This window comes from Roseburia sp. OF03-24 (assembly GCF_003463035.1).
Taxonomy (GTDB): domain Bacteria; phylum Bacillota; class Clostridia; order Lachnospirales; family Lachnospiraceae; genus Roseburia; species Roseburia rectibacter.
This window is the reverse complement of sequence record NZ_QSCK01000004.1, coordinates 42658-61864: the sequence shown is the minus strand read 5'-3', so window position 1 is coordinate 61864 and position 19207 is coordinate 42658. Positions and strand designations below refer to the sequence as shown.

The following is a 19207-nucleotide window of genomic DNA, read 5'->3' as shown; positions in this document are numbered from 1 at the left end:
GCTGTTTATGATGACAATGAAACGTTAATATGTTAAACTGACGAAGTGAAAAATGTTTTTATTTAAGGAGGAGTTTAATATGTGGAACAGAAGTGATTTAAAAAGCAATGCAAAACTTGCATTGAAAGCGAATTACTGGAAAGCGGTATTAGTTGGGGTGATCCTGTCGCTTATTTTGGGATCAGGTTCGACAGCTACCAGAAATTCAGCAAAGTCATCAACGGATGGAATGGCATACATGGACCCGGCAGTTTTATTTTCCGTGATCGGAATTATCTTAGCAGCGGTACTCGTTGCCATGGTGATCAGTATACTGCTCAGTATTTTTATCTGGAATCCGCTTGAGGTAGGATGCCAGAAATTCTTTGTAAACTGTAAATATGGCAATGCACAGTTAGGTGATCTGGCACACGGATTTAAAAACGGATATGCAAATATCGGTGTGATCATGTTCCTTCGCGGACTGTTTACCGCACTTTGGAGTTTGCTGTTTATCATTCCTGGTATTGTGAAAAGTTATGAATATATGATGATCCCATATCTTTTAGCAGAGCATCCGGAAATGACCAGACAGGAAGCATTTGCAGAGAGTAAGCGGATGATGGATGGAAATAAATGGAATGCATTTGTTTTAGATCTTTCATTTATCGGCTGGACATTGTTAGGCATCTGCACAGTCGGTATTCTTCTGGTATTTTATGTAGAACCATACATATATCTGACACATGCAGAGTTATATCATGCATTAAAAAACAATAATAAGTCGGTAGAATTTTAAAAATAAAAACAATAAGTCATAAAATCCCCCGCAGCCGCATTTCTAATAAGTAAAGGAGTGCGATCGCGGGGGATTTTTATGTCCAATGAGAAAATAGAAAATCTGTTGAATCTTGCACTCGATGCGACAGAGCAGGAACGCGAAAAGTCGTTAGATCTTGATACAGGATACGACAAGGAGGAACGAACATGGGAAGTGATCGTGAAGTTTGGAGGAACGGAGGAATCGTTAAAAAGACTGCTTGCACAAAATTTTCCAAAGGAATACGACCGGATAAAAATTACGAATCTGCGGAATGAGTATGCGATCCTGCTTTTGCCGGAGCACATTGTGGAGCTGGTGGCGGCGCTGACAGAGATCGAATATATGGAGAAACCGAAACTTTTGTTTTTTGCAGTGAATAATGGCAGACGTGTGTCGTGCATCAATCCTCTGCAGACCGGACAGATGCAGGGAGGAACAGCCGGAAGGAATGATTTAAGTGGAACCGGCGTAATCGTGGCAGTGATCGATTCCGGGATTGATTATGCACATCCTGATTTCCGGAATGCGGACGGAACGACCAGAATCTTAGATCTCTGGGATCAGACGATTCCAGCAGGCAGTGTGGCAGATCCATTGTCTGAAGAAAACGCGGAACAGTCATTTTTAGAGGCCCCGGCAGGGTATTTTCTTGGAACAGAATTTCCGCAGGCAGTGATAAACCGTGCATTAGAGCAGACGACGGAAAGAGAGCGGTATGCGGTATGTCCCAGCCGTGATATTTCAGGACACGGCACCCATGTGACGGGGATTGCAGCCGGAAATGGTATAGCCTCGCAGGGACGGTACAGGGGAGTAGCATATGAGAGTCCGCTTCTGATCGTTAAATTAGGAACACCGGGTGAGCGGTCTTTTCCAAGAACGACAGAACTGATGCAGGCGGTAGATTACTGTATCAGAAAAGCACAGGAGTATGGGATGCCTGTCGTTTTAAACTTAAGTTTTGGAAATAATTATGGTTCACATTCCGGCAATTCCCTGCTGGAAAGTTATCTTGATGATATGGCAGATTACTGGCGCACATCAATTATTACCGGCAGCGGGAATGAAGGAGCATCGGCGGTGCATGCAGCAGGAACCCTGCGCGAAAATGTTACGGAAGAAGTTGAGGTTGCAGTGAGCGGATATGAAATATCACTGAATCTGCAGATCTGGAAAAATTACGCGGATGAGATTGCAGTTTCTTTAATTCATCCTGACGGAAGCAAAGCCGGACCGATCCAGCAGATTTTAGGGCCACAGCGTTTCCGGCTGGGGAATACAGATGTTTTGCTTTATTATGGGGAACCGAGTCCGTACAGTCCTTATCAGGAAATTTATTTTGAACTGCTTCCGGCAGACGATTTTATTGACAGTGGTATCTGGACAATACAGTTGCTGCCACAGAAAATCGCAGTTGGAAATTATGATATGTGGCTGCCGGCAGGCGGTGTTTTAAATGAAGGTACCGGATTTGTGCTGCCGTCGGTGGAAACGACTTTAACCATTCCATCGACAGCAGCGCGGGTGATCACAGTTGGAGCTTACGATGGCTATTTTGACCGCGCAGCAGCGTTTTCAGGGCGTGGTTATACGCGTGAGACAAATCAGGTCAAACCGGATCTTGTGGCACCTGGTGTGGATATTACTTCCTGTGCACCGGGGGGCGGGTATGTGGTAAGGAGTGGGACATCGATGGCAACTCCCTTTGTGTCAGGTGGGGCAGCACTGCTGATGCAGTGGGGAATCGTGAATAAAAATGATCTGTATCTGTATGGTGAAAAAATGAAAGCATATCTGATCAAGGGGGCAAGGAGACTTCCTGCGATGCAGTACTATCCAAATCCGGTGTTTGGATGGGGAGCACTCTGCGTGGCACAGAGTCTGCCGGATTGAAACCAGAAGTTGTGGAATGGAGACCAGTATGAATATAGGATTTATGTTACTGGGGATAACAGGAATAGCATACGGGATACTGTTAATACGGATCGGATTTGGCAAATGGAGAAGGCGCATCCGTTGTAAAGTACCTGTTGAAGCAGTGTTTGAGCGGACTGTGACAAAGAAAACAGGGGATCATGTCAGAACATATGCGGTGTTTTCTTATGTCTATCATGAAGAAAAATTTCGCCAGTGTACGATGGAGCGGCTTTCACGCAGAGAAAAAAGTTCACTGGAAAAAGGAAAAACTTATGTGATCCGGATCAATGAGGAAAATCCAAAAAAACTATGTTATCTGCGGAAAAATTTTCAGATGGAAGATCTGTTTACATTTTTCTTAGGTGTTGCATTTTTATTAAGCGGTCTTTTTTATCTGCTGCAGGGAATGTTTTTTTAAAATCAGTTGCCGAAAACATATTTTTGATTATAATAGAAATAAGAACACTTTGCTGTGCTAATGTGTGACAGTGCAAGAAGCTATCACACAACAGTTTGAAAAATAGGAAATGAGGAAGATACGAATGGCAGAAAAATACGAATTATGGGATATTTATAATGAGAAGAAAGAGCGCACAGGCAGAACGATGAAACGAAATGACTGGTGCTTAAAAGATGGCGAATATCATCTTACCGTACTTGGCGTGATAAAAAGAACGGATGGGCGTTTCCTGATCACGAAGCGTGTTATGACAAAAGCATGGGCACCGGGCTGCTGGGAAGTTTCCGGTGGTGCTGCGATGGCGGGAGAGGATTCTAAGACCGCGGTACTTCGGGAGATTAAGGAGGAAACCGGACTGGATGTCTCTGCGTGGGACGGCGGATATCTGTTTACCTACCGCAGGGATAATCCGGGAGAAGGAGATAACTATTTTGTGGATGTATACCGTTTTTCCGCAGATTTTGATGAGTCGGACATCAGCCTCCAGGAGGAAGAAACAGATGGGTATATGTTTGCTTCCACGGAGGAGATTAAAAAACTTGGGGAAGAAGGAAAATTCCTCCATTATGACAGCATCAGACAGGCTTTTGCCTAATCAATAATGTGATGGTTTAACCATTTTCTTCCGTGGAAGCGGAGTGAAAATACAATTCCACGGATCGTCCAGTCGGCAAACATACCGATCCAGACGGCGATCGGTCCAAAGCCCCATACACGGCAGAGATAAATGCAGAGGCTTACACGGCACAGCCACATCGTGCAGCAGGAAGTGATCATGGAGAATTTTACATCTCCGGCTGCACGCATTCCATATGCGGGGATAAAAGAAAGCACCCAGGAGATTGGTTTTGTGATCGTGATAAAAATGACCATTTTAAAACAAAGGCTGGCACTTTCTGCTTCCATACCGCCTAAGAGGGTGATCGGTTTCGTCAGTGCGAGCACGGTAAGACAACTGATCACGATCGCTGCTTGGGCAAGCCAGGACAGCTTTTTAATGTAATAGATGACTTCATCTTTTCTGCCGGCACCGAGACACTGACCGACTACGGTCATCAGACCGATACCGATACCGATCGCGGCGACACCGTTTAGATTTTCCAGAATATTTGTCATTGCCTGTGCTGCGATCGCGACGGTTCCAAGGGTGGAAACTGTGGACTGGATGGCGAGTTTACCGAACTGAAACATACTGTTCTCGATTCCGGATGGGATACCGATGAACAGTATTTTCTTTATGAGAGAAAAATCAGGACGGATGGAGGCATAATTTTTAATAAAGATTGGCTCATCTTCACTGCGCAGCTTATAGATCACGACAATAGCGCAGAAAATACGGGATGCAAGAGTTGAAATTGCAGCACCTTCCACGCCCATTCCGAAAACAAAGATCAAAAGGGCATTTCCACCGATGTTTAAAAAGTTGGATATGATGGAAATGATCATCGGTTCCCTGCTGTTATTCTGTGCACGCATGATCGAAGCACCGGCGTCATATAATCCGATAAAAGGAAAGGACAACAGCGTGAACAGAAAATAAATCTGTGAGTTTTCCATAACATCTGCTTCTACGGCACCGAAGATTGCACGGAGTAGTGGACCGCGGAACAAAAGGCAGATGACGGATAAGGTCACCGATAAAACAGTCATGACAAAGAGTACCTGTCTGGCAGATTCATTGGCGGCTTTTTTATTGCTGCTTCCAAGATACTGGGAACAGAGGATCGCACCTCCTGCCGCGAGTGCGGAGAGAGCCTGGATCACTAAGATATTGATGGAATCTACGAGAGATACTGCAGAAATAGCTGCAGATCCGACATTGCTGACCATCATTGTATCGGCAGTTCCCATCAGGGAGGAAAGCAGCTGCTCTACAATGATCGGAACTAAAAGTTTCCGCAGATCCTGGTTGCTGTATAAATGAGTAATGGATGTATTTGTTTTCATAAAAATTCCTATTCCTGCTTGTAAAAATTTATTTTTACGAAAGTTATTCTAGCACCTTAGTCATAGTTTTTCTACTTGTTATAAAATATTTTTCATGAGAAAATGGCACTGTATTTTTTCTGAAACACGGCACTGTATTTTTTTGGGGAAATTGTACTATATTTTTTCTGGAAAAATTGTACTATATTTTTTCTGGAAAAATTGTACTATATTTTTCCATGGAATAAGTGTATAATCGATAAAGATTATCAATATCAATGCGAAGGATAAAGAAAAATGACGCTAAAAGAGTTAGAAATCGGAAAAAGTGCTGTGATCAAAGTAGTCGGGGGAGAAGGGGCACTAAGACAGCATTTTCTGGATATGGGAGTAATACCGGGGGCAGAAGTTACGGTTATCAAATTTGCACCTATGGGAGATCCGATGGAGCTGCAGATTCATGGATATGAGCTGACACTGCGGCTTTCGGATGCAGAGCAGATTGAGATTGAACTGATCAGTGAGCGTTCGCGCAGACATGAGGGCGCAAAAAATATCAACAAATCGGTACATCCGGGACTTGGGGAAGAAGGAAAGTACCATGTGAAGGGAGACGGAAAGCCGCTGCCGGAGCAGGAAAAGCTGACCTATGCACTTGTCGGGAACCAGAACTGCGGAAAGACAACACTGTTTAACCAGTTGACCGGTTCTAACCAGCATATAGGCAATTTTCCGGGAGTGACGGTCGACAGGAAAGACGGAGCGATAAAAGGTCATCCAAACACGTCGGTAACCGATCTGCCAGGCATTTATTCAATGTCACCATACAGCAGTGAGGAGATCGTTTCGAGAAATTTTGTGCTTGAAGATAAGCCGAAAGCGATGATCAATATTATCGATGCAACCAACATCGAGCGCAATCTGTACCTGACGATGCAGCTTTTGGAGATGGATATTCCGATGGTCATTGCATTAAATATGATGGATGAGATGACCGGAAACTCCGGTTCTGTGGATGTCAACGGCATGGAGGCAATGCTAGGTGTGCCGGTTGTCCCGATCTCAGCGGCAAAAAATGAAGGTGTAGATGAGCTGGTACGTCATGCGCTTCACATTGCAAAATATCAGGAACGTCCGGGAAGGCAGGATTTTTGTGATGAGAGTGACTTTGGAGGAGCCGTGCACCGCTGTATCCATGCAGTTTCGCATCTGATCGAGGACCATGCGAAAGAAGCGCAGATACCGATCCGTTTTGCAGCTTCGAAAATCATTGAAGGGGATCATCTGATCTTAGAAAAACTGCATCTGGATGAAAATGAAAAAGAGGCGATCGAACATCTGATCGTTCAGATGGAAAAAGAGCGTGGACTTGACCGGAGTGCAGCGATCGCAGATATGCGTTTTACCTTTATTGAAAAAGTCTGTGAAAAGACAGTAGTAAAACCCAAAGAGAGCAGGGAAAGGATACGAAGCGAGAAAATTGACCGTATCCTGACCGGAAAATATACGGCAATCCCTTGTTTTATCGGTATCATGCTGATCGTGTTTTATCTTACGTTTCATGTAATAGGAGCGGGACTACAGAATCTTTTACAGATGGGGATTGATGCGCTGACAGCAGCAGTGGATCAGCTCCTTTCTGCTGCAGGTGTCAATGAAGTGTTGCATGACCTTATAATTGATGGTATTTTTACAGGAGTTGGAAGCATTTTAAGTTTTCTTCCGATCGTTGTGACGCTGTTTTTCTTCCTGTCTCTGATGGAGGACAGTGGATATATTGCCCGTGTTGCATTTTTTATGGATAAGTTATTACGAAAGATCGGACTCTCTGGAAGAAGTATCGTTCCGATGCTGATCGGTTTTGGCTGTACGGTTCCGGCAGTAATGGCAACTCGTACACTGCCAAGTGAGCGTGACCGTAAAATGACGATCTTACTGACACCGTTTATGAGCTGTTCGGCAAAACTGCCGATCTATGCGTTTTTTGTCAGTGCATTTTTCCCGGAATATGGAGCACTTGTGATGTGCGCACTGTATCTGGGGGGAATCGTAATTGGTATTTTAGTCGCACTGCTTTACCGCAAGACACTGTTTCGCGGTGATGCTGTTCCGTTTGTCATGGAATTGCCGAATTACCGTCTGCCGGGGTTAAAAAATGTCATGCAGCTTTTGTGGGAAAAAGCAAAAGACTTTTTGCAGAAAGCATTTACGGTTATTTTCCTTGCAACGATCTGCATCTGGTTCTTGCAGAAATTTGATATTCATTTTAATATTGTAAATGATTCGAAAGACAGCATGCTTGCACTGATTTCGAATGGATTAGTTCCATTATTTGCTCCGTTAGGACTTGGGGACTGGCGTATCTGCACTTCCCTGATCAGCGGTGTGATGGCAAAGGAGAGCGTGATCTCTACACTTGAGATCTTATTTAATGGTAATGTACATGCAGCATTGTCAAATGCGGCTGCAGCGTCTCTTCTGGTGTTTAGTCTGCTCTATACGCCTTGTGTTGCGGCACTTGCAGCAATCCGGCGCGAACTTGGCAGAAAATGGGTGGCAGGCGTGATCATCTGGCAGTGTCTGGTTGCGTGGATCGCAGCATTTCTGGTACACGGGATTGCTCTGCTTTTCTAAAAAAAGTGTATTGTAAAAGGAGATTGGTATGGTGGAGAAAAAATTAGTGGCATTGACCTTTGATGACGGACCGACGCCGGGGATCACAGATCAGGTTCTGGATGTATTGGAAACAAATCAGGTTGTGGCAAGTTTTTTCCTGATCGGGCAGAAGATTACGGAAAAGTCCGAATATCTTGTGAGACGGGCATATGAGATGGGATGTTCGATCGAGAATCATTCCAGGACACATCCGGGGATGCCGGAACTTAAGGATCAGGAAATTTTAGACGAAGTCAGTTATACGACAGAACAGATCGTGCGTATTACCGGGGAACAACCAAAGTTTTTCAGACCGCCATACATCAGCTATAACCAGAAAATGTATGATCTGATCGATCTTTATTTTATCTGCGGATATGGATGCGAGGACTGGGAACCTTCCGTGACAGCACAGGAACGGATAAACCGGATTCTTCATGATGCAAAGCCGGGATTTATTATCTTGCTGCACGACATGGAAGATAATGTGCAGACGGTTGAAGCGATAAAGACAATTATTCCGGCATTAAAAGAACAGGGATATGAATTTGTCACAGTAAGGGATCTGTTCCAAAAGAGTGGTATTTCACCGCAGAAAAATGTGATCTATATGGGAGCGGACGAAGTAAGAAAAAATTATGAATAAAATATTTGTAAAATGTTAGCACTCTGGCTTGACGAGTGCTAAAACAAGTGTTATAGTATATCTGCAATAAATGTAAAACCAAGATCCCAGACAGAAAAGCGAAGCACATCGCCATGGGAGAGATAGATTGCCGGGAGAACCGGAGATAAAACAGAGAGGCGATGTAAGAGGTCTCTCTGTTTTTGTTTTGATTGGAGGTAGTGCAATCATGAAAAGAGATTACTATGAAGTACTTGGAATTGATAAAAATGCGGATGCGTCTGCGATAAAAAAGGCGTATCGGAAACTTGCAAAAAAATATCACCCGGATACGAATGCGGGCGATCCGAAAGCAGAGCAGATGTTTAAGGAAGTCACGGAGGCATATTCTGTATTAAATGATCCAAAGAAAAAGAAATTATATGATCAGTATGGAATGGCTGCGTTTGAGGAAGGATTTTCTGAGGAGCAGGCAGGGCGTGCTGCAAATGGAGGTGGATTCTCAGAATTTCATTTTGAAAATGGCAATGCAGGAGATTTCTGGGATGATATGTTTGGCCAGTTCTTTGGCGGCGGCAGCAGAAGAAATGCAGCAGGAGAAGGCGGTTCCTACGGCAGCAGATTTTATCAGGAATTTACCGGAGGAAGCAGCGGGCACTTTAGCGGCGGGCGCGATGTGGAAGCGGAAGTGGCTGTAGATTTTGATGAGGCAGCATTAGGCTGTGAAAAAGTCATAAGATTAAGCGGAAATGATGGAAAGATCCAGTCGTTTAAAGTGCGTATCCCGGCGGGGATGGATGATGGAGAGCAGTTAAGGCTGAAAGGAAAAGGACATGCCGGCACAGACGGTACCACAGGAGATCTGTTTTTGAAGATAAAGATCCGCCCAAAGAATGGCTGTGAGAGAAAAGGACTCGATATCTATACGACTGTCACAATACCATATGCCACGGCTGCACTTGGAGGAAAAGCCAGAATCCATACGCTCTACGGGGATGTAGACTGCAATATTAAGAGCGGAACGCAGGATGGCAGTAAGATCAGGCTGCGTGGAAAAGGAATCGTTTCCAGAAAGAATCCGTCCGTGCATGGAGACCAGTATGTAAAAGTACAGATCCAGGTACCAAAATACTTAAGCCCTGAGGCAAAGAAAAAACTACAGGAATACAGTGCAGTGTGTTAAAAATAATTATTGATTTAAAGATGTTTTACGCAGCAGTATAAGAATGGAGAGAAGTGCCGTGGCTGCCTGGCTGACAAGGATTCCCCAGAGATAGCTTCTGATCCCGAAGGTGGGGACAGCAAGCAGAACAAACAGAATTCTTATAGTGCAGGAAATCAGGTTTAATTCAAATGTGATGCCGGGATGTCCGAGACCATGCAGGATACTGCTTAAGGTAGAACTCAGATACAGAAATGGACAGAGCCAGCCGAGAGTTGCAATGAATGTTCCGGCAAGAGCATTTTTGAATAGAAAATTGCCGAGAAAATTTCCGGTGATAAGAAAGCCGGCGGTTGAGATAAAACCAAGCAGAAGGCAGGATTCAATTGTTTTTTTTATGGTGTAGAGGATTTTGTCTCTTTTGCCGGCAGCCTGTGCTTCCGATATCGTAGGGAGCAGTAAGACGGAAACGGAATTTGTGAGAACGGAGGGAAACATGATGACAGACATTGCCATTCCAGTGAGAATGCCATATACGCTGAGTGCTTCTGATTGTGTATAGCCAAATGCCAAAAGACGGTTTGGCAGCATAACATTTTCAAACCCTGCAAATAGATTTAAAACGATACGGTTTGAAGTTAATGGAACTGCCATGGAGAGCAGATTTCTGGTGCAGGTATACAGATAGTTCCTGTTTTTTCCGGCTGTATGCTGATTTGTACCTGAAATGCGGAAAACACTTACAGATACCAGTGTGCTTGCCATCTCACCACAGACGATGCCCCAGACGACCATGGAAAGTGTTAGAGATCTTCCTTCACTGATAGCGATCTGATACATCAGATAAACGCTTCCAACGCGTGCTAATTGCTCTGTCAACTGGCAGAGTGAAGGGACGGCAGTTTTTTTCAGCCCATAATAGTAGCCGTTGATGCAGGCATGGATGCAGCAGGGGATAAAAGAAAAGGAAAGAACAGAAAGAAGAGGGATACACCGTTTATCCCCCAGCCAGGAGACGGCAATGAAATCTGCATAATGATAGAGAATAAGGCCACAGAGCGCAGAAAGGCACAAGGACATGACAAGCCCGATCGAGAGATAGGTTTTTGCCCCTGTGCCGTTTTTTTTACCAATTTCCATGGAAACAAATTTGGATATGGAAGTCTGGATTCCGGCGGCGGTGAATGCAAAACAAATAGCGGTTACTGGTGCGATGAGCTGATAAATACCCAGACCTTCTGCACCAATGGTACGTGATAAGAATATTCTATAGAAGAAACCTATGATGCGGGTAAGGATTCCGGCAAGGGTGAGAAAGAGGGTTCCGGTTAAGAGCGTACTTTTGGTGGAAGATAATTTTTTCAATAGAAACCTCCAAAGTCAGCCGGAAAATCCGGACTTAGTTCATTTTAATATATGAAGGAAGCGGGGAGAAAATGAATCAAATTGAAAATAAAGAGAAGGTAATTTATTTAGATAACGCTGCAACTACAAGGATGTCAGAAGAAGTAAAAGAGGCGATGAATCCGTATCTGGAAGAAAAATTTGGAAATGCGTCTACAATGTATGGATATGGGGAAAAGTCGAGACAGGCAATGGAAAAGGCAAGGAAAACCATTGCCGGTACACTCGAGGCAAAGCCGTCAGAGATTTTTTTTACATCAGGTGGCTCGGAATCGGATAACTGGGCAGTAAAATGTATTGCCGGAGAGTATAAACATAAAGGAAAACATATCATCACAAGTAAGATCGAACATCATGCGATATTAAATTCCTGTAAATATTTAGAGGAACTTGGATATGAGGTGACCTATCTGGATGTGGATGAATATGGAATGGTATCACCGGAAGCGGTGTATCGTGCAATCAGGGAGGATACGACACTGATCACGATCATGTTTGGAAATAATGAGGTTGGGACGATTGAACCGGTTTTTTCAATTGGCAAAATTGCAAGAGAAAAAAATGTACTGTTCCATACGGATGCTGTGCAGGCATATGCGCAGGTTCCGATCTCCGTGCGTTATTATCCGGTAGATCTTTTAAGTGCGAGTGCCCATAAATTTCACGGGCCAAAAGGTGTTGGATTTTTGTATATCAGGGAAGGCGTGAAGATTCCGTCATTTATTCATGGAGGATCACAGGAAAAAGGAAAACGTGCCGGGACAGAGAATATTGCCGGAATCGTTGGGATGGGAAAAGCAGCAGAGATCGCCGCAAAAAATATGCGCACAGGAATGTACCGTGAAACAATGCTGCGCAATTATCTGATCGAAAAGATCATGCATGAGATCCCGGATGTCCGTGTCAATGGACACAGAACAAAAAGACTTCCGGGAAATGTATCTGTTAGTTTCCGGGGGGTAGATGGGGCATCCCTATTAATCCTTCTGGATGAAGACGGAATCTGTGCATCCGGCGGTTCTGCATGTAATACGGGAGAGAGCAGGATATCCTATGTGATAAAAGAACTTGGGGTTCCGGAAGATTATGCTGCGGGAACCGTCCGTATGACGCTTTGCAGGGATACGAGGCGTGCGGATATTGATGCGGCAGTGGAGTCCTTAAAACGTAATATCGAAAGACTGAGAGACTGAGGATTGGATGTTTATAAAATTTGATATGCAGTGTGAAAAATAACATTTTTCACATGCAAGATTTGTGTTTATGCACAGACTTGATATGCGCAAAAGACAGCGTAAAAATGGGGATTTTATGAAAATATGTGCGATAAAAATAAAATATCAGGAAAATAAACGTACAGAAAAAAGAATGGTATGTTACAATAGAAAAAACAAAAGAAAATGGAGAAAACAATGAGACCGGAATATATTTTTATGGATCTGGATGGAACGATTTCAGATCCGAAAGAGGGAATCACAAAGGCGGTGGCACATGCACTTTCGTATTATGGAATCCAGGTTGAAAATTTAGATACATTAGAGAAGTTTATTGGACCACCGCTTCTGGATTCTTTTCAGGATTTTTATGGATTTTCAGAGGAACAGAGCCGGGAGGCAGTCGGAAAATACAGGGAATATTTCAGCAGGCAGGGTCTTTTTGAGAATGTTTTGTATGATGGAATGAAAGAATTACTTGCGGAAGTTGCTTCACTGGGAAAAAAGATTGTGATCGCGACATCAAAACCGGAAGTATATACTGTACAGATCCTTAAGTATTTTGAAATTGAGCAATATTTTTATTTTGTTGCAGGAAGTACATTAGACGGCAGCAGAAGTAAAAAAGGTGATGTGATCCGCTACGCCCTGGATTCACTTAAAATCACTGCTGATCAGGCAGTAATGGTGGGAGACAGAAAACATGATGTGATTGGTGCAAAAGAAAATGGCATGTATGTGATCGGTGTTTTGTATGGTTATGGTGACAGAATGGAACTTGAAACTGCCGGGGCAGACTGTATTGTTGCGGATATGAATGAATTGAAAGTAAAATTAAATAATATATAAGTAAAATTAACTAAAATTAACTAAAATCACAACTAAATATATGGGAAAATGGTACTAAATCATATAAAAGAACTTGATGGCAGCAGAGTACTGTGGTAAAGTAAAAATGGTTATTTACAAAACAAGGAGGAAAACAAGGAGGATTGGTTATGAAAACCAGAAAAACAATTTTTCACAGAGCTGTTTGCATGTTTTTGACAGCAGTTATGGCAGTTACGTTATTTACAGTGGCAGCTCCGACAGAGGCACAGGCAGCCGGACTTTCTTTTAAGGGGAATGGAAAGTCTACAGTTACAATTAAAGATACGCAGTGTTATAGCGGACGGAATTTGAAGGTAAATTATATCAAATTCAAACCATCCGTGACTGGTACGGTAACTTTAAAGTTTAACTGCAGTTCTTCTTATTACAATAATTCCCAGGGGTATGTTACATTTTGTAATAAAAATAAAAAGACGATCGGTCAGCAAAATGAAATCTGGAGAAATGATTATGCCGGCAAGATTTACAATACCACAACGTATGGTGTAAAGAAGAATACTACATATTATTTTGCAGTGCAGTGTAATGCAGGTACAAAAATCACAGCTACTGTAAAAGCTATTAAAGATTCATCTGCAAGTTCAAAATCAAAAGCAAAAACACTTTCAAAAGGAAAGAAAGTGACAGGTGTTATTGCATACGGTGACAGTAAGGCAGACTGGTATAAAATCAAACTGACTAAGAGTGCTAAATTGGATCTGTATTATCTCGCAAACACAAACGGAACAAATGAGAAAAATGGTTTTAAGATAACTTTCTATAATAAAGATGGAAAAGTATTTTCTGGTAAAAACAATGGAAAAAAAGTTTCTGCTATTTCAAAAGTTACCAGATTATATCCGGAAGATGGATGGTATATCAGTTTGGCAAATGGTGGAACAAAATTTGATCTGCCGTCTGGTACATACTACATCAAGGTAGAGCGTATGAGCAAAGCGTCATCTGGTTCTTATACATTAAAATGGACCACATTTTAGGAAAAATTAAAAACAGCACTGCCAGATCTTATTCTGGTCAGTGCTATTTTTTTAGTTATCGTTCTCGTCGTCAGAAGACATACTGTATACCTGACGTTTTCTTGCCATCTCATCATTTTCAAGATATTCATCATAAGTAGAAACTTTATCAATAAATGTTCCGTCCGGCAGAAATTCGATGATTCTGTTTGCAGTGGTCTGTACAACCTGATGGTCACGGGAAGCAAAAAGGACAACTCCCGGGAATTTGATCAGACCATTATTTAATGCAGTGATAGATTCCATGTCCAGATGGTCAGTCGGCTCATCTAAGATCAGAACGTTTGTAGCCATGATCATCATGCGGGAGAGAAGTACACGTACTTTTTCACCACCGGAGAGAACACGCATTTTTTTGGTTCCATCTTCTCCTGCAAAAAGCATACGGCCGAGGAATCCGCGTACGTAAGTTGCATCTTTGATCTCGGAGTACTGTGTCAGCCAGTCAACGATCAGAAGATCTGTATCGAAAATCTCTGTATTGTCTTTTGGAAAATAGGACTGACTTGTGGTGACACCCCATTTATAAGAACCGGAATCCGGTTCCATTTCTCCGGTAAGTATTTTAAAGAGTGTGGTTTTTGCCAGTTCGTTACCGCCGACAAAAGCGATCTTGTCATCATGTCCTACGATAAAGGATACATTGTCGAGCACTTTCACACCGTCGATGGTTTTCGTGATGCCTTCTACCGACAGAACCTCATTACCGATCTCACGGCTTGGACGGAAATCAATGTACGGATATTTACGGCTGGAAGGACGGATCTCATCTAACTGGATCTTCTCTAAAGCACGCTTTCTTGAGGTAGCCTGTTTGGATTTGGAAGCATTTGCAGAGAAACGGGAAATAAAGTCCTGTAACTCTTTGATCTTTTCTTCTTTCTTCTTGTTGGCTTCTTTCATCTGTTTTACGAGAAGCTGGCTGGATTCATACCAGAAGTCATAGTTACCTGCATACAACTGGATCTTACCGTAATCGATATCTGCAATGTTTGTGCAGACTTTGTTTAAGAAATAACGGTCATGGGATACCACGATAACAGTATTTTCAAAGTTGATCAGAAATTCTTCCAGCCAGTTGATCGCATCAAGATCTAAGTGGTTAGTCGGCTCATCGAGAAGCAGAATGTCAGGATTGCCGAACAGCGCCTGTGCAAGTAAGACTTTTACTTTTAAAGGACCAGGCATGTCAGCCATTTGTGTGTAATGTTCCTCGGTCGGGATACCAAGACCATTGAGGAGCGTTGCAGCATCGGATTCTGCATTCCATCCGTCCATGTCAGCAAACTCTGCCTCAAGTTCGCTTGCACGGATACCGTCCTCATCCGTAAAATCCTCTTTCATGTAAATTGCATCTTTTTCTTTCATAATATCATAGAGGCGTTTATTACCCATGATGACAGTATCAAGAACCGTATATTCATCATATTTGAAGTGATCCTGCTGCAGGAAAGAAAGACGCTGTCCCGGTGTAATGGTAACGTCACCTCCGGTCGGTTCTAACTGTCCGGATAAAATCTTTAAAAAGGTAGACTTTCCGGCACCGTTTGCACCGATAAGACCGTAACAGTTTCCTTCAGTAAACTTAATATTGACGTCTTCGAACAGGGCTTTTTTACCAATTCGAAGCGTAACGTTATTTGCACTGATCATAGTTGTTATTCTCCTGATTTGTTAATATTGAGTGTGCGGATGCTGTTGCAAACCGCTATAATACCGTAATTGCACCAATTCGTATCATACTAGAAAAGTGTGGAGATTGCAACCGAAACTTCCTAGAAACACTTTTATTTCTGACAAAATTTGCTATAATGGAAAATAGAATGTGTATACAGAATCGGAAAAGAAATTGTATGGAAAAGTCAGATTTACATACTTGAATGGAGAAAAAATGGAGAAGGCAAACGTAAAGGGACTGATATATGAATTTCCGATGGGGGTTGCAGTATTAAAAGGTGGAAATTCATTACAGGTTGAGATCGCAAATGCAGAATTTATGAAAGCAGTCGGTCATGGAGAATGTACGGAAGCAGACAGAAGCAGGGATTTCTATGACTGTATTTATGGGCAGGATGCAGGTGCTTTTGAGGACATGATCGAAAAATGCAGGGAGAAGAAAAAGGCAGAAGAGATCGAAATAAGAATCATTTCGGGACAGGGGCAGATCTGCTGGGTAAAATTCTGGTGCAGTATTTATTATTATAAGGATGCGGTGCCATACTATCTTTTGATCTGTAAAGATACCAATGACCAGAAAGCACTCGAAGATGAGCTGTTTTTATTAAATGAGCAGTATTCCATGTTAGAGGAAGTGACGGATGATGTGCCGTTTGAATACGATGTGGAGGGAAAACGATTCAGAGTCCCGCATAAATATCATATAAACGGACGCCTGAAAAAAGATGGTCAGGATTATATGGAAATTGAAGAGTGGCTTGATTTTATACATAAAGAGGAACAGCCGCTATATCGGGAAGTGATTCAGAATGCATCCGCAAAGGAAATGTCGGGATCGTTTGATTATCGGATGAATACCGCCCTTGGAGGGGGAGTGCCACAGTACTGCTGGTATCGGACTGTGTACCGGAGTATAAGGGGAACAGATGGAAGAATTTTAAAGATTATCGGGAGAAGTTATGATATCAGTTCCGATAGAAAGATTCAGGAACAGCTTTCCGAAGAGATGCGGAGAGATCCACTGACACATCTTTATAATAAAGTGGCGACCGGTGAAGAGGTGGAACGGATATTAAATAAGTATCCGGAAGAAACACATGTATTGTTTCTGATCGATATCGATAATTTTAAGAATATTAACGATACGTTTGGACATACGGTAGGCGACACCGTGATTTCAGATATTGCATTAACTTTAGAGGAACAGTTCCCGGATAATAAACTGGTGGGAAGAGTCGGCGGAGATGAATTTCTGGTTCTGATGGATAATACGACAATAAAACAGGCAGAACAAAAAGCAAAGGAACTCTGCCGGCATGGAGATAAAAAGCTGGTTGGAGATGATGCGGTTATCTATGTGACGATGAGTGTGGGACTGGCGGTATCGGGACAGGATGGAGACAGTTATACAGATCTGTTTGATCAGGCGGACCGTGCCATGTATGAGATCAAGCGGAGTGGAAAAAGTAATTACGCATTCGCCGGAAAAAATAAGAACAGTCATACGAAACGCGAAATAGATACCTGTGGAAAAGACATGGACTTTGAAAAAAAGCAGGGAATGGACAAAGAATTTTTAAATACTGCATTCCTGCTTTTATCACATGCGAAAGATCTGAATGGTTCCTTAAATGTGCTGCTTGAGAGGATTGGCAGACGGTATCACCTGGATATGGCAGCTGTTTTTGAATATGATGAAGAACTTTCAAAAATGACGCTGACAAACTATTGGAGCACCTTCGGACAGATTTATGAAAAAAATGTCATAAAACCGATCCGGACTGAAGTGGCAGAGGCAGGCGGCGGGGATTTTGTAATATTGAATGATACAGATGAGACACACTATCAAAGGCTGTCACTTGAAAACTGGAATACGGGAGAAGAACGTATCACACAGATCGCTGTGGCAAAATTTGAATGTTCCGGTAACCGGACCGGGGGATTGTATTTTGGTGTGCGGAACAGACAGAACTATTTTGAAAACGCAGACCGCACAACGTTTTGCGAACTTGCAAGGATAACGTCTGTGTTCGTGTCGCTGAGAAATAAGTTAAGGGATGATCAGAAGGAGATCCGCCATTTACAGAATATAGACCAGCTGACGGGATTATATAATTTAGAAGCGTTTAAAAATAAAATGAACAATATTCTGAGTGAGACCTGGAATACCGGAAAAGAACAGGAACACTATGCGCTTATACATGCAGATATCGACAAATTTTCTTATGTCAATGAAAATTATGGGCAGCAGACAGGGGACACTATTTTGAAAGATTTTGCGGCGCGGCTTATGAAAAATAGCAGGATTCTTCTGGCATGCCGGATGTATTCCGACTATTTTATCCTTCTTTTAAAAGGAAAAGATCAGGCTGAAATCGAAAAATTGGTGGCATGGGGCACAGAATATTATGAGCAGAAATTAAAGAAAAAATATCCTTTCGGAACGCTCAGGCTGTCGGTTGGAATCTGTCACATTGAAAATCTGAATGAAAAATTTGACACGATATTAGAGAGTGCAAATATGGCACGCAAACTGGTAAAGGAACAGGGCGGTGCAGGAATCTGCGTTTATAAAGAAGAGATGCGTGCAAAACGTGATGATGAGATACAGATCACAGGACGCTTTTATGGAGCCATGCAGCAGGGGGAGCTTGAAGTTTACTTACAGCCCAAATTTAATTTAAAAGACCGGAAAATATACGGTGCAGAAGCACTTGCAAGATGGCGGACGAAGTCCGGGGAGATGATCATGCCGGGAAGATTCGTTCCCCCACTTGAAAATACAGGCTATGTGGTGGATCTTGACTTCTATATTTATGAACAGCTTCTTAGGGCAATGCGAAGATGGAAACAGGCAGGAAAAGAGCTGTTTACAATATCTACCAATTTTTCGCGGCGCAATTTTGAAAATGGAAGCAGAAATTTTGCAGACCGTTTAAAACGCATGGCGGATCATTATGGCATTGATCCAAAATATATTGAAGTGGAAGTTACCGAGAGCGTTGTGGTGGAAAATGTGGATGAATTAAAGGTGGTGCTCGCAGAACTTGAAAAATCCGGATTCCGTATCGCGATCGATGATTTTGGAACAGGGTATTCTTCACTTGGTGTTCTGCTTGAGATACCCGCTGATGTGGTGAAGATCGACAAAACTTTTACAGACCGGATCAATCTGGAAGAACAGCGCAACTTTGTTTCGCAGATGGGGAATTTTATACATTCGGCAAAAGAAGAAGTAATATTTGAGGGGATTGAAACGGAAGAACAGCTTCAGTTTTTGTGCAGCTGTGGCTTTTTGTATGGACAGGGATATTTATTTGACAGACCGATCCCGCTAAAAGAATTTGAAAGGAAATATATGTGAGATTGCACTTGTTTTTGTACAGTCAAAGACCTTTTCTTTTGATAAATTCTATGCTAAAATATGACTTAAGTCGATAAATTGTATCATTTTGTGC

At 42.6% G+C, this 19207-nt stretch carries 14 protein-coding genes; 11 read left to right on the top strand and 3 right to left on the bottom strand.

Annotated features, from left to right (window positions below):
• Window positions 1–79: 79 nt before the first annotated feature.
• The 4 genes from DXA60_RS02940 to DXA60_RS02925 all read left to right on the top strand — a co-directional run bounded on the left by DXA60_RS02940 (window position 80) and on the right by DXA60_RS02925 (window position 3774).
• Window positions 80–778 (top strand): DUF975 family protein, encoded by a 699-nt coding sequence (locus tag DXA60_RS02940; RefSeq protein WP_117919378.1) that lies wholly within the window; start codon window positions 80–82, stop codon window positions 776–778.
• A 78-nt stretch (window positions 779–856) separates the two neighbouring features.
• Entirely contained in the window at window positions 857–2695 is a 1839-nt protein-coding gene (locus DXA60_RS02935; protein ID WP_117919376.1) for a S8 family peptidase, read from the top strand.
• 28 nt (window positions 2696–2723) lie between these two features.
• Window positions 2724–3137, top strand: coding sequence for a DUF3592 domain-containing protein (locus DXA60_RS02930; RefSeq protein ID WP_241070701.1), 414 nt, complete (start codon window positions 2724–2726; stop codon window positions 3135–3137).
• A gap of 124 nt (window positions 3138–3261) precedes the next feature.
• Window positions 3262–3774: an NUDIX hydrolase gene (locus tag DXA60_RS02925; protein WP_186899160.1), complete on the top strand. Its 513-nt coding sequence runs from the start codon at window positions 3262–3264 to the stop codon at window positions 3772–3774.
• Here the strand turns inward: DXA60_RS02925 and DXA60_RS02920 are convergent.
• Window positions 3771–5126, bottom strand: a complete 1356-nt coding sequence (locus tag DXA60_RS02920) for an MATE family efflux transporter (RefSeq protein WP_117919370.1) — start codon at window positions 5124–5126, stop codon at window positions 3771–3773. The two genes, DXA60_RS02925 and DXA60_RS02920, sit on opposite strands and share 4 nt — an antisense overlap.
• A 276-nt stretch (window positions 5127–5402) precedes the next feature.
• Between DXA60_RS02920 and feoB the strand changes: the two genes are divergently transcribed.
• The 3 genes from feoB (at window position 5403) to DXA60_RS02905 (ending at window position 9568) form a co-directional block, all read left to right on the top strand.
• Window positions 5403–7739 carry a ferrous iron transport protein B gene (gene feoB / locus DXA60_RS02915; RefSeq protein ID WP_117919368.1) on the top strand — a complete coding sequence of 779 codons (2337 nt, stop codon included), beginning with the start codon at window positions 5403–5405 and terminating at the stop codon, window positions 7737–7739.
• Between the two features lie 28 nt (window positions 7740–7767).
• The gene (locus DXA60_RS02910) at window positions 7768–8406 is read left to right on the top strand and encodes a polysaccharide deacetylase family protein (RefSeq protein ID WP_117919366.1); all 639 of its coding nucleotides are present in this window, start codon (window positions 7768–7770) and stop codon (window positions 8404–8406) included.
• Window positions 8407–8614: 208 nt separating this feature from the next.
• Complete coding sequence (locus DXA60_RS02905) at window positions 8615–9568, top strand: DnaJ C-terminal domain-containing protein (protein ID WP_117919491.1); 954 nt, start codon at window positions 8615–8617, stop codon at window positions 9566–9568.
• A gap of 6 nt (window positions 9569–9574) precedes the next feature.
• Here DXA60_RS02905 and DXA60_RS02900 read toward each other — a convergent pair whose 3' ends face one another.
• The gene (locus DXA60_RS02900) at window positions 9575–10912 is read right to left on the bottom strand and encodes a polysaccharide biosynthesis protein (protein ID WP_117919363.1); all 1338 of its coding nucleotides are present in this window, start codon (window positions 10910–10912) and stop codon (window positions 9575–9577) included.
• Between the two features lie 71 nt (window positions 10913–10983).
• On the opposite strand from DXA60_RS02900, the gene DXA60_RS02895 reads away from it, so the two are divergent.
• From DXA60_RS02895 to DXA60_RS02880, 3 genes are all read left to right on the top strand, one after another.
• A complete protein-coding gene (locus tag DXA60_RS02895) occupies window positions 10984–12144 on the top strand; it encodes a cysteine desulfurase family protein (protein WP_117919360.1) in 1161 nt (386 codons plus the stop codon).
• A 219-nt stretch (window positions 12145–12363) separates the two neighbouring features.
• Window positions 12364–13014, top strand: a complete 651-nt coding sequence (locus DXA60_RS02885) for an HAD family hydrolase (RefSeq protein WP_118209515.1) — start codon at window positions 12364–12366, stop codon at window positions 13012–13014.
• 149 nt (window positions 13015–13163) lie between these two features.
• Window positions 13164–14033 (top strand): hypothetical protein, encoded by an 870-nt coding sequence (locus DXA60_RS02880; RefSeq protein ID WP_117919356.1) that lies wholly within the window; start codon window positions 13164–13166, stop codon window positions 14031–14033.
• A gap of 51 nt (window positions 14034–14084) precedes the next feature.
• Here the strand turns inward: DXA60_RS02880 and DXA60_RS02875 are convergent, their stop codons facing one another.
• Window positions 14085–15725, bottom strand: a complete 1641-nt coding sequence (locus tag DXA60_RS02875) for an ABC-F family ATP-binding cassette domain-containing protein (RefSeq protein WP_117919354.1) — start codon at window positions 15723–15725, stop codon at window positions 14085–14087.
• 238 nt (window positions 15726–15963) lie between these two features.
• Here DXA60_RS02875 and DXA60_RS02870 point away from each other — a divergent pair, with 238 nt between their 5' ends.
• Window positions 15964–19113 (top strand): bifunctional diguanylate cyclase/phosphodiesterase, encoded by a 3150-nt coding sequence (locus DXA60_RS02870; protein WP_117919489.1) that lies wholly within the window; start codon window positions 15964–15966, stop codon window positions 19111–19113.
• Window positions 19114–19207: the final 94 nt, after the last annotated feature.

Bases quoted from the DNA above. Each gene is read 5' to 3' on its own strand.
- DXA60_RS02940 (WP_117919378.1), top strand. From the start codon at position 80: ATGTGGAACAGAAGTGATTTAAAAAGCAATGCAAAACTTGCATTGAAA.
- DXA60_RS02935 (WP_117919376.1), top strand. From the start codon at position 857: ATGTCCAATGAGAAAATAGAAAATCTGTTGAATCTTGCACTCGATGCG.
- DXA60_RS02930 (WP_241070701.1), top strand. From the start codon at position 2,724: ATGAATATAGGATTTATGTTACTGGGGATAACAGGAATAGCATACGGG.
- DXA60_RS02925 (WP_186899160.1), top strand. From the start codon at position 3,262: ATGGCAGAAAAATACGAATTATGGGATATTTATAATGAGAAGAAAGAG.
- DXA60_RS02920 (WP_117919370.1), bottom strand. From the start codon at position 5,126: ATGAAAACAAATACATCCATTACTCATTTATACAGCAACCAGGATCTG.
- feoB (WP_117919368.1), top strand. From the start codon at position 5,403: ATGACGCTAAAAGAGTTAGAAATCGGAAAAAGTGCTGTGATCAAAGTA.
- DXA60_RS02910 (WP_117919366.1), top strand. From the start codon at position 7,768: ATGGTGGAGAAAAAATTAGTGGCATTGACCTTTGATGACGGACCGACG.
- DXA60_RS02905 (WP_117919491.1), top strand. From the start codon at position 8,615: ATGAAAAGAGATTACTATGAAGTACTTGGAATTGATAAAAATGCGGAT.
- DXA60_RS02895 (WP_117919360.1), top strand. From the start codon at position 10,984: ATGAATCAAATTGAAAATAAAGAGAAGGTAATTTATTTAGATAACGCT.
- DXA60_RS02885 (WP_118209515.1), top strand. From the start codon at position 12,364: ATGAGACCGGAATATATTTTTATGGATCTGGATGGAACGATTTCAGAT.
- DXA60_RS02880 (WP_117919356.1), top strand. From the start codon at position 13,164: ATGAAAACCAGAAAAACAATTTTTCACAGAGCTGTTTGCATGTTTTTG.
- DXA60_RS02875 (WP_117919354.1), bottom strand. From the start codon at position 15,725: ATGATCAGTGCAAATAACGTTACGCTTCGAATTGGTAAAAAAGCCCTG.
- DXA60_RS02870 (WP_117919489.1), top strand. From the start codon at position 15,964: ATGGAGAAGGCAAACGTAAAGGGACTGATATATGAATTTCCGATGGGG.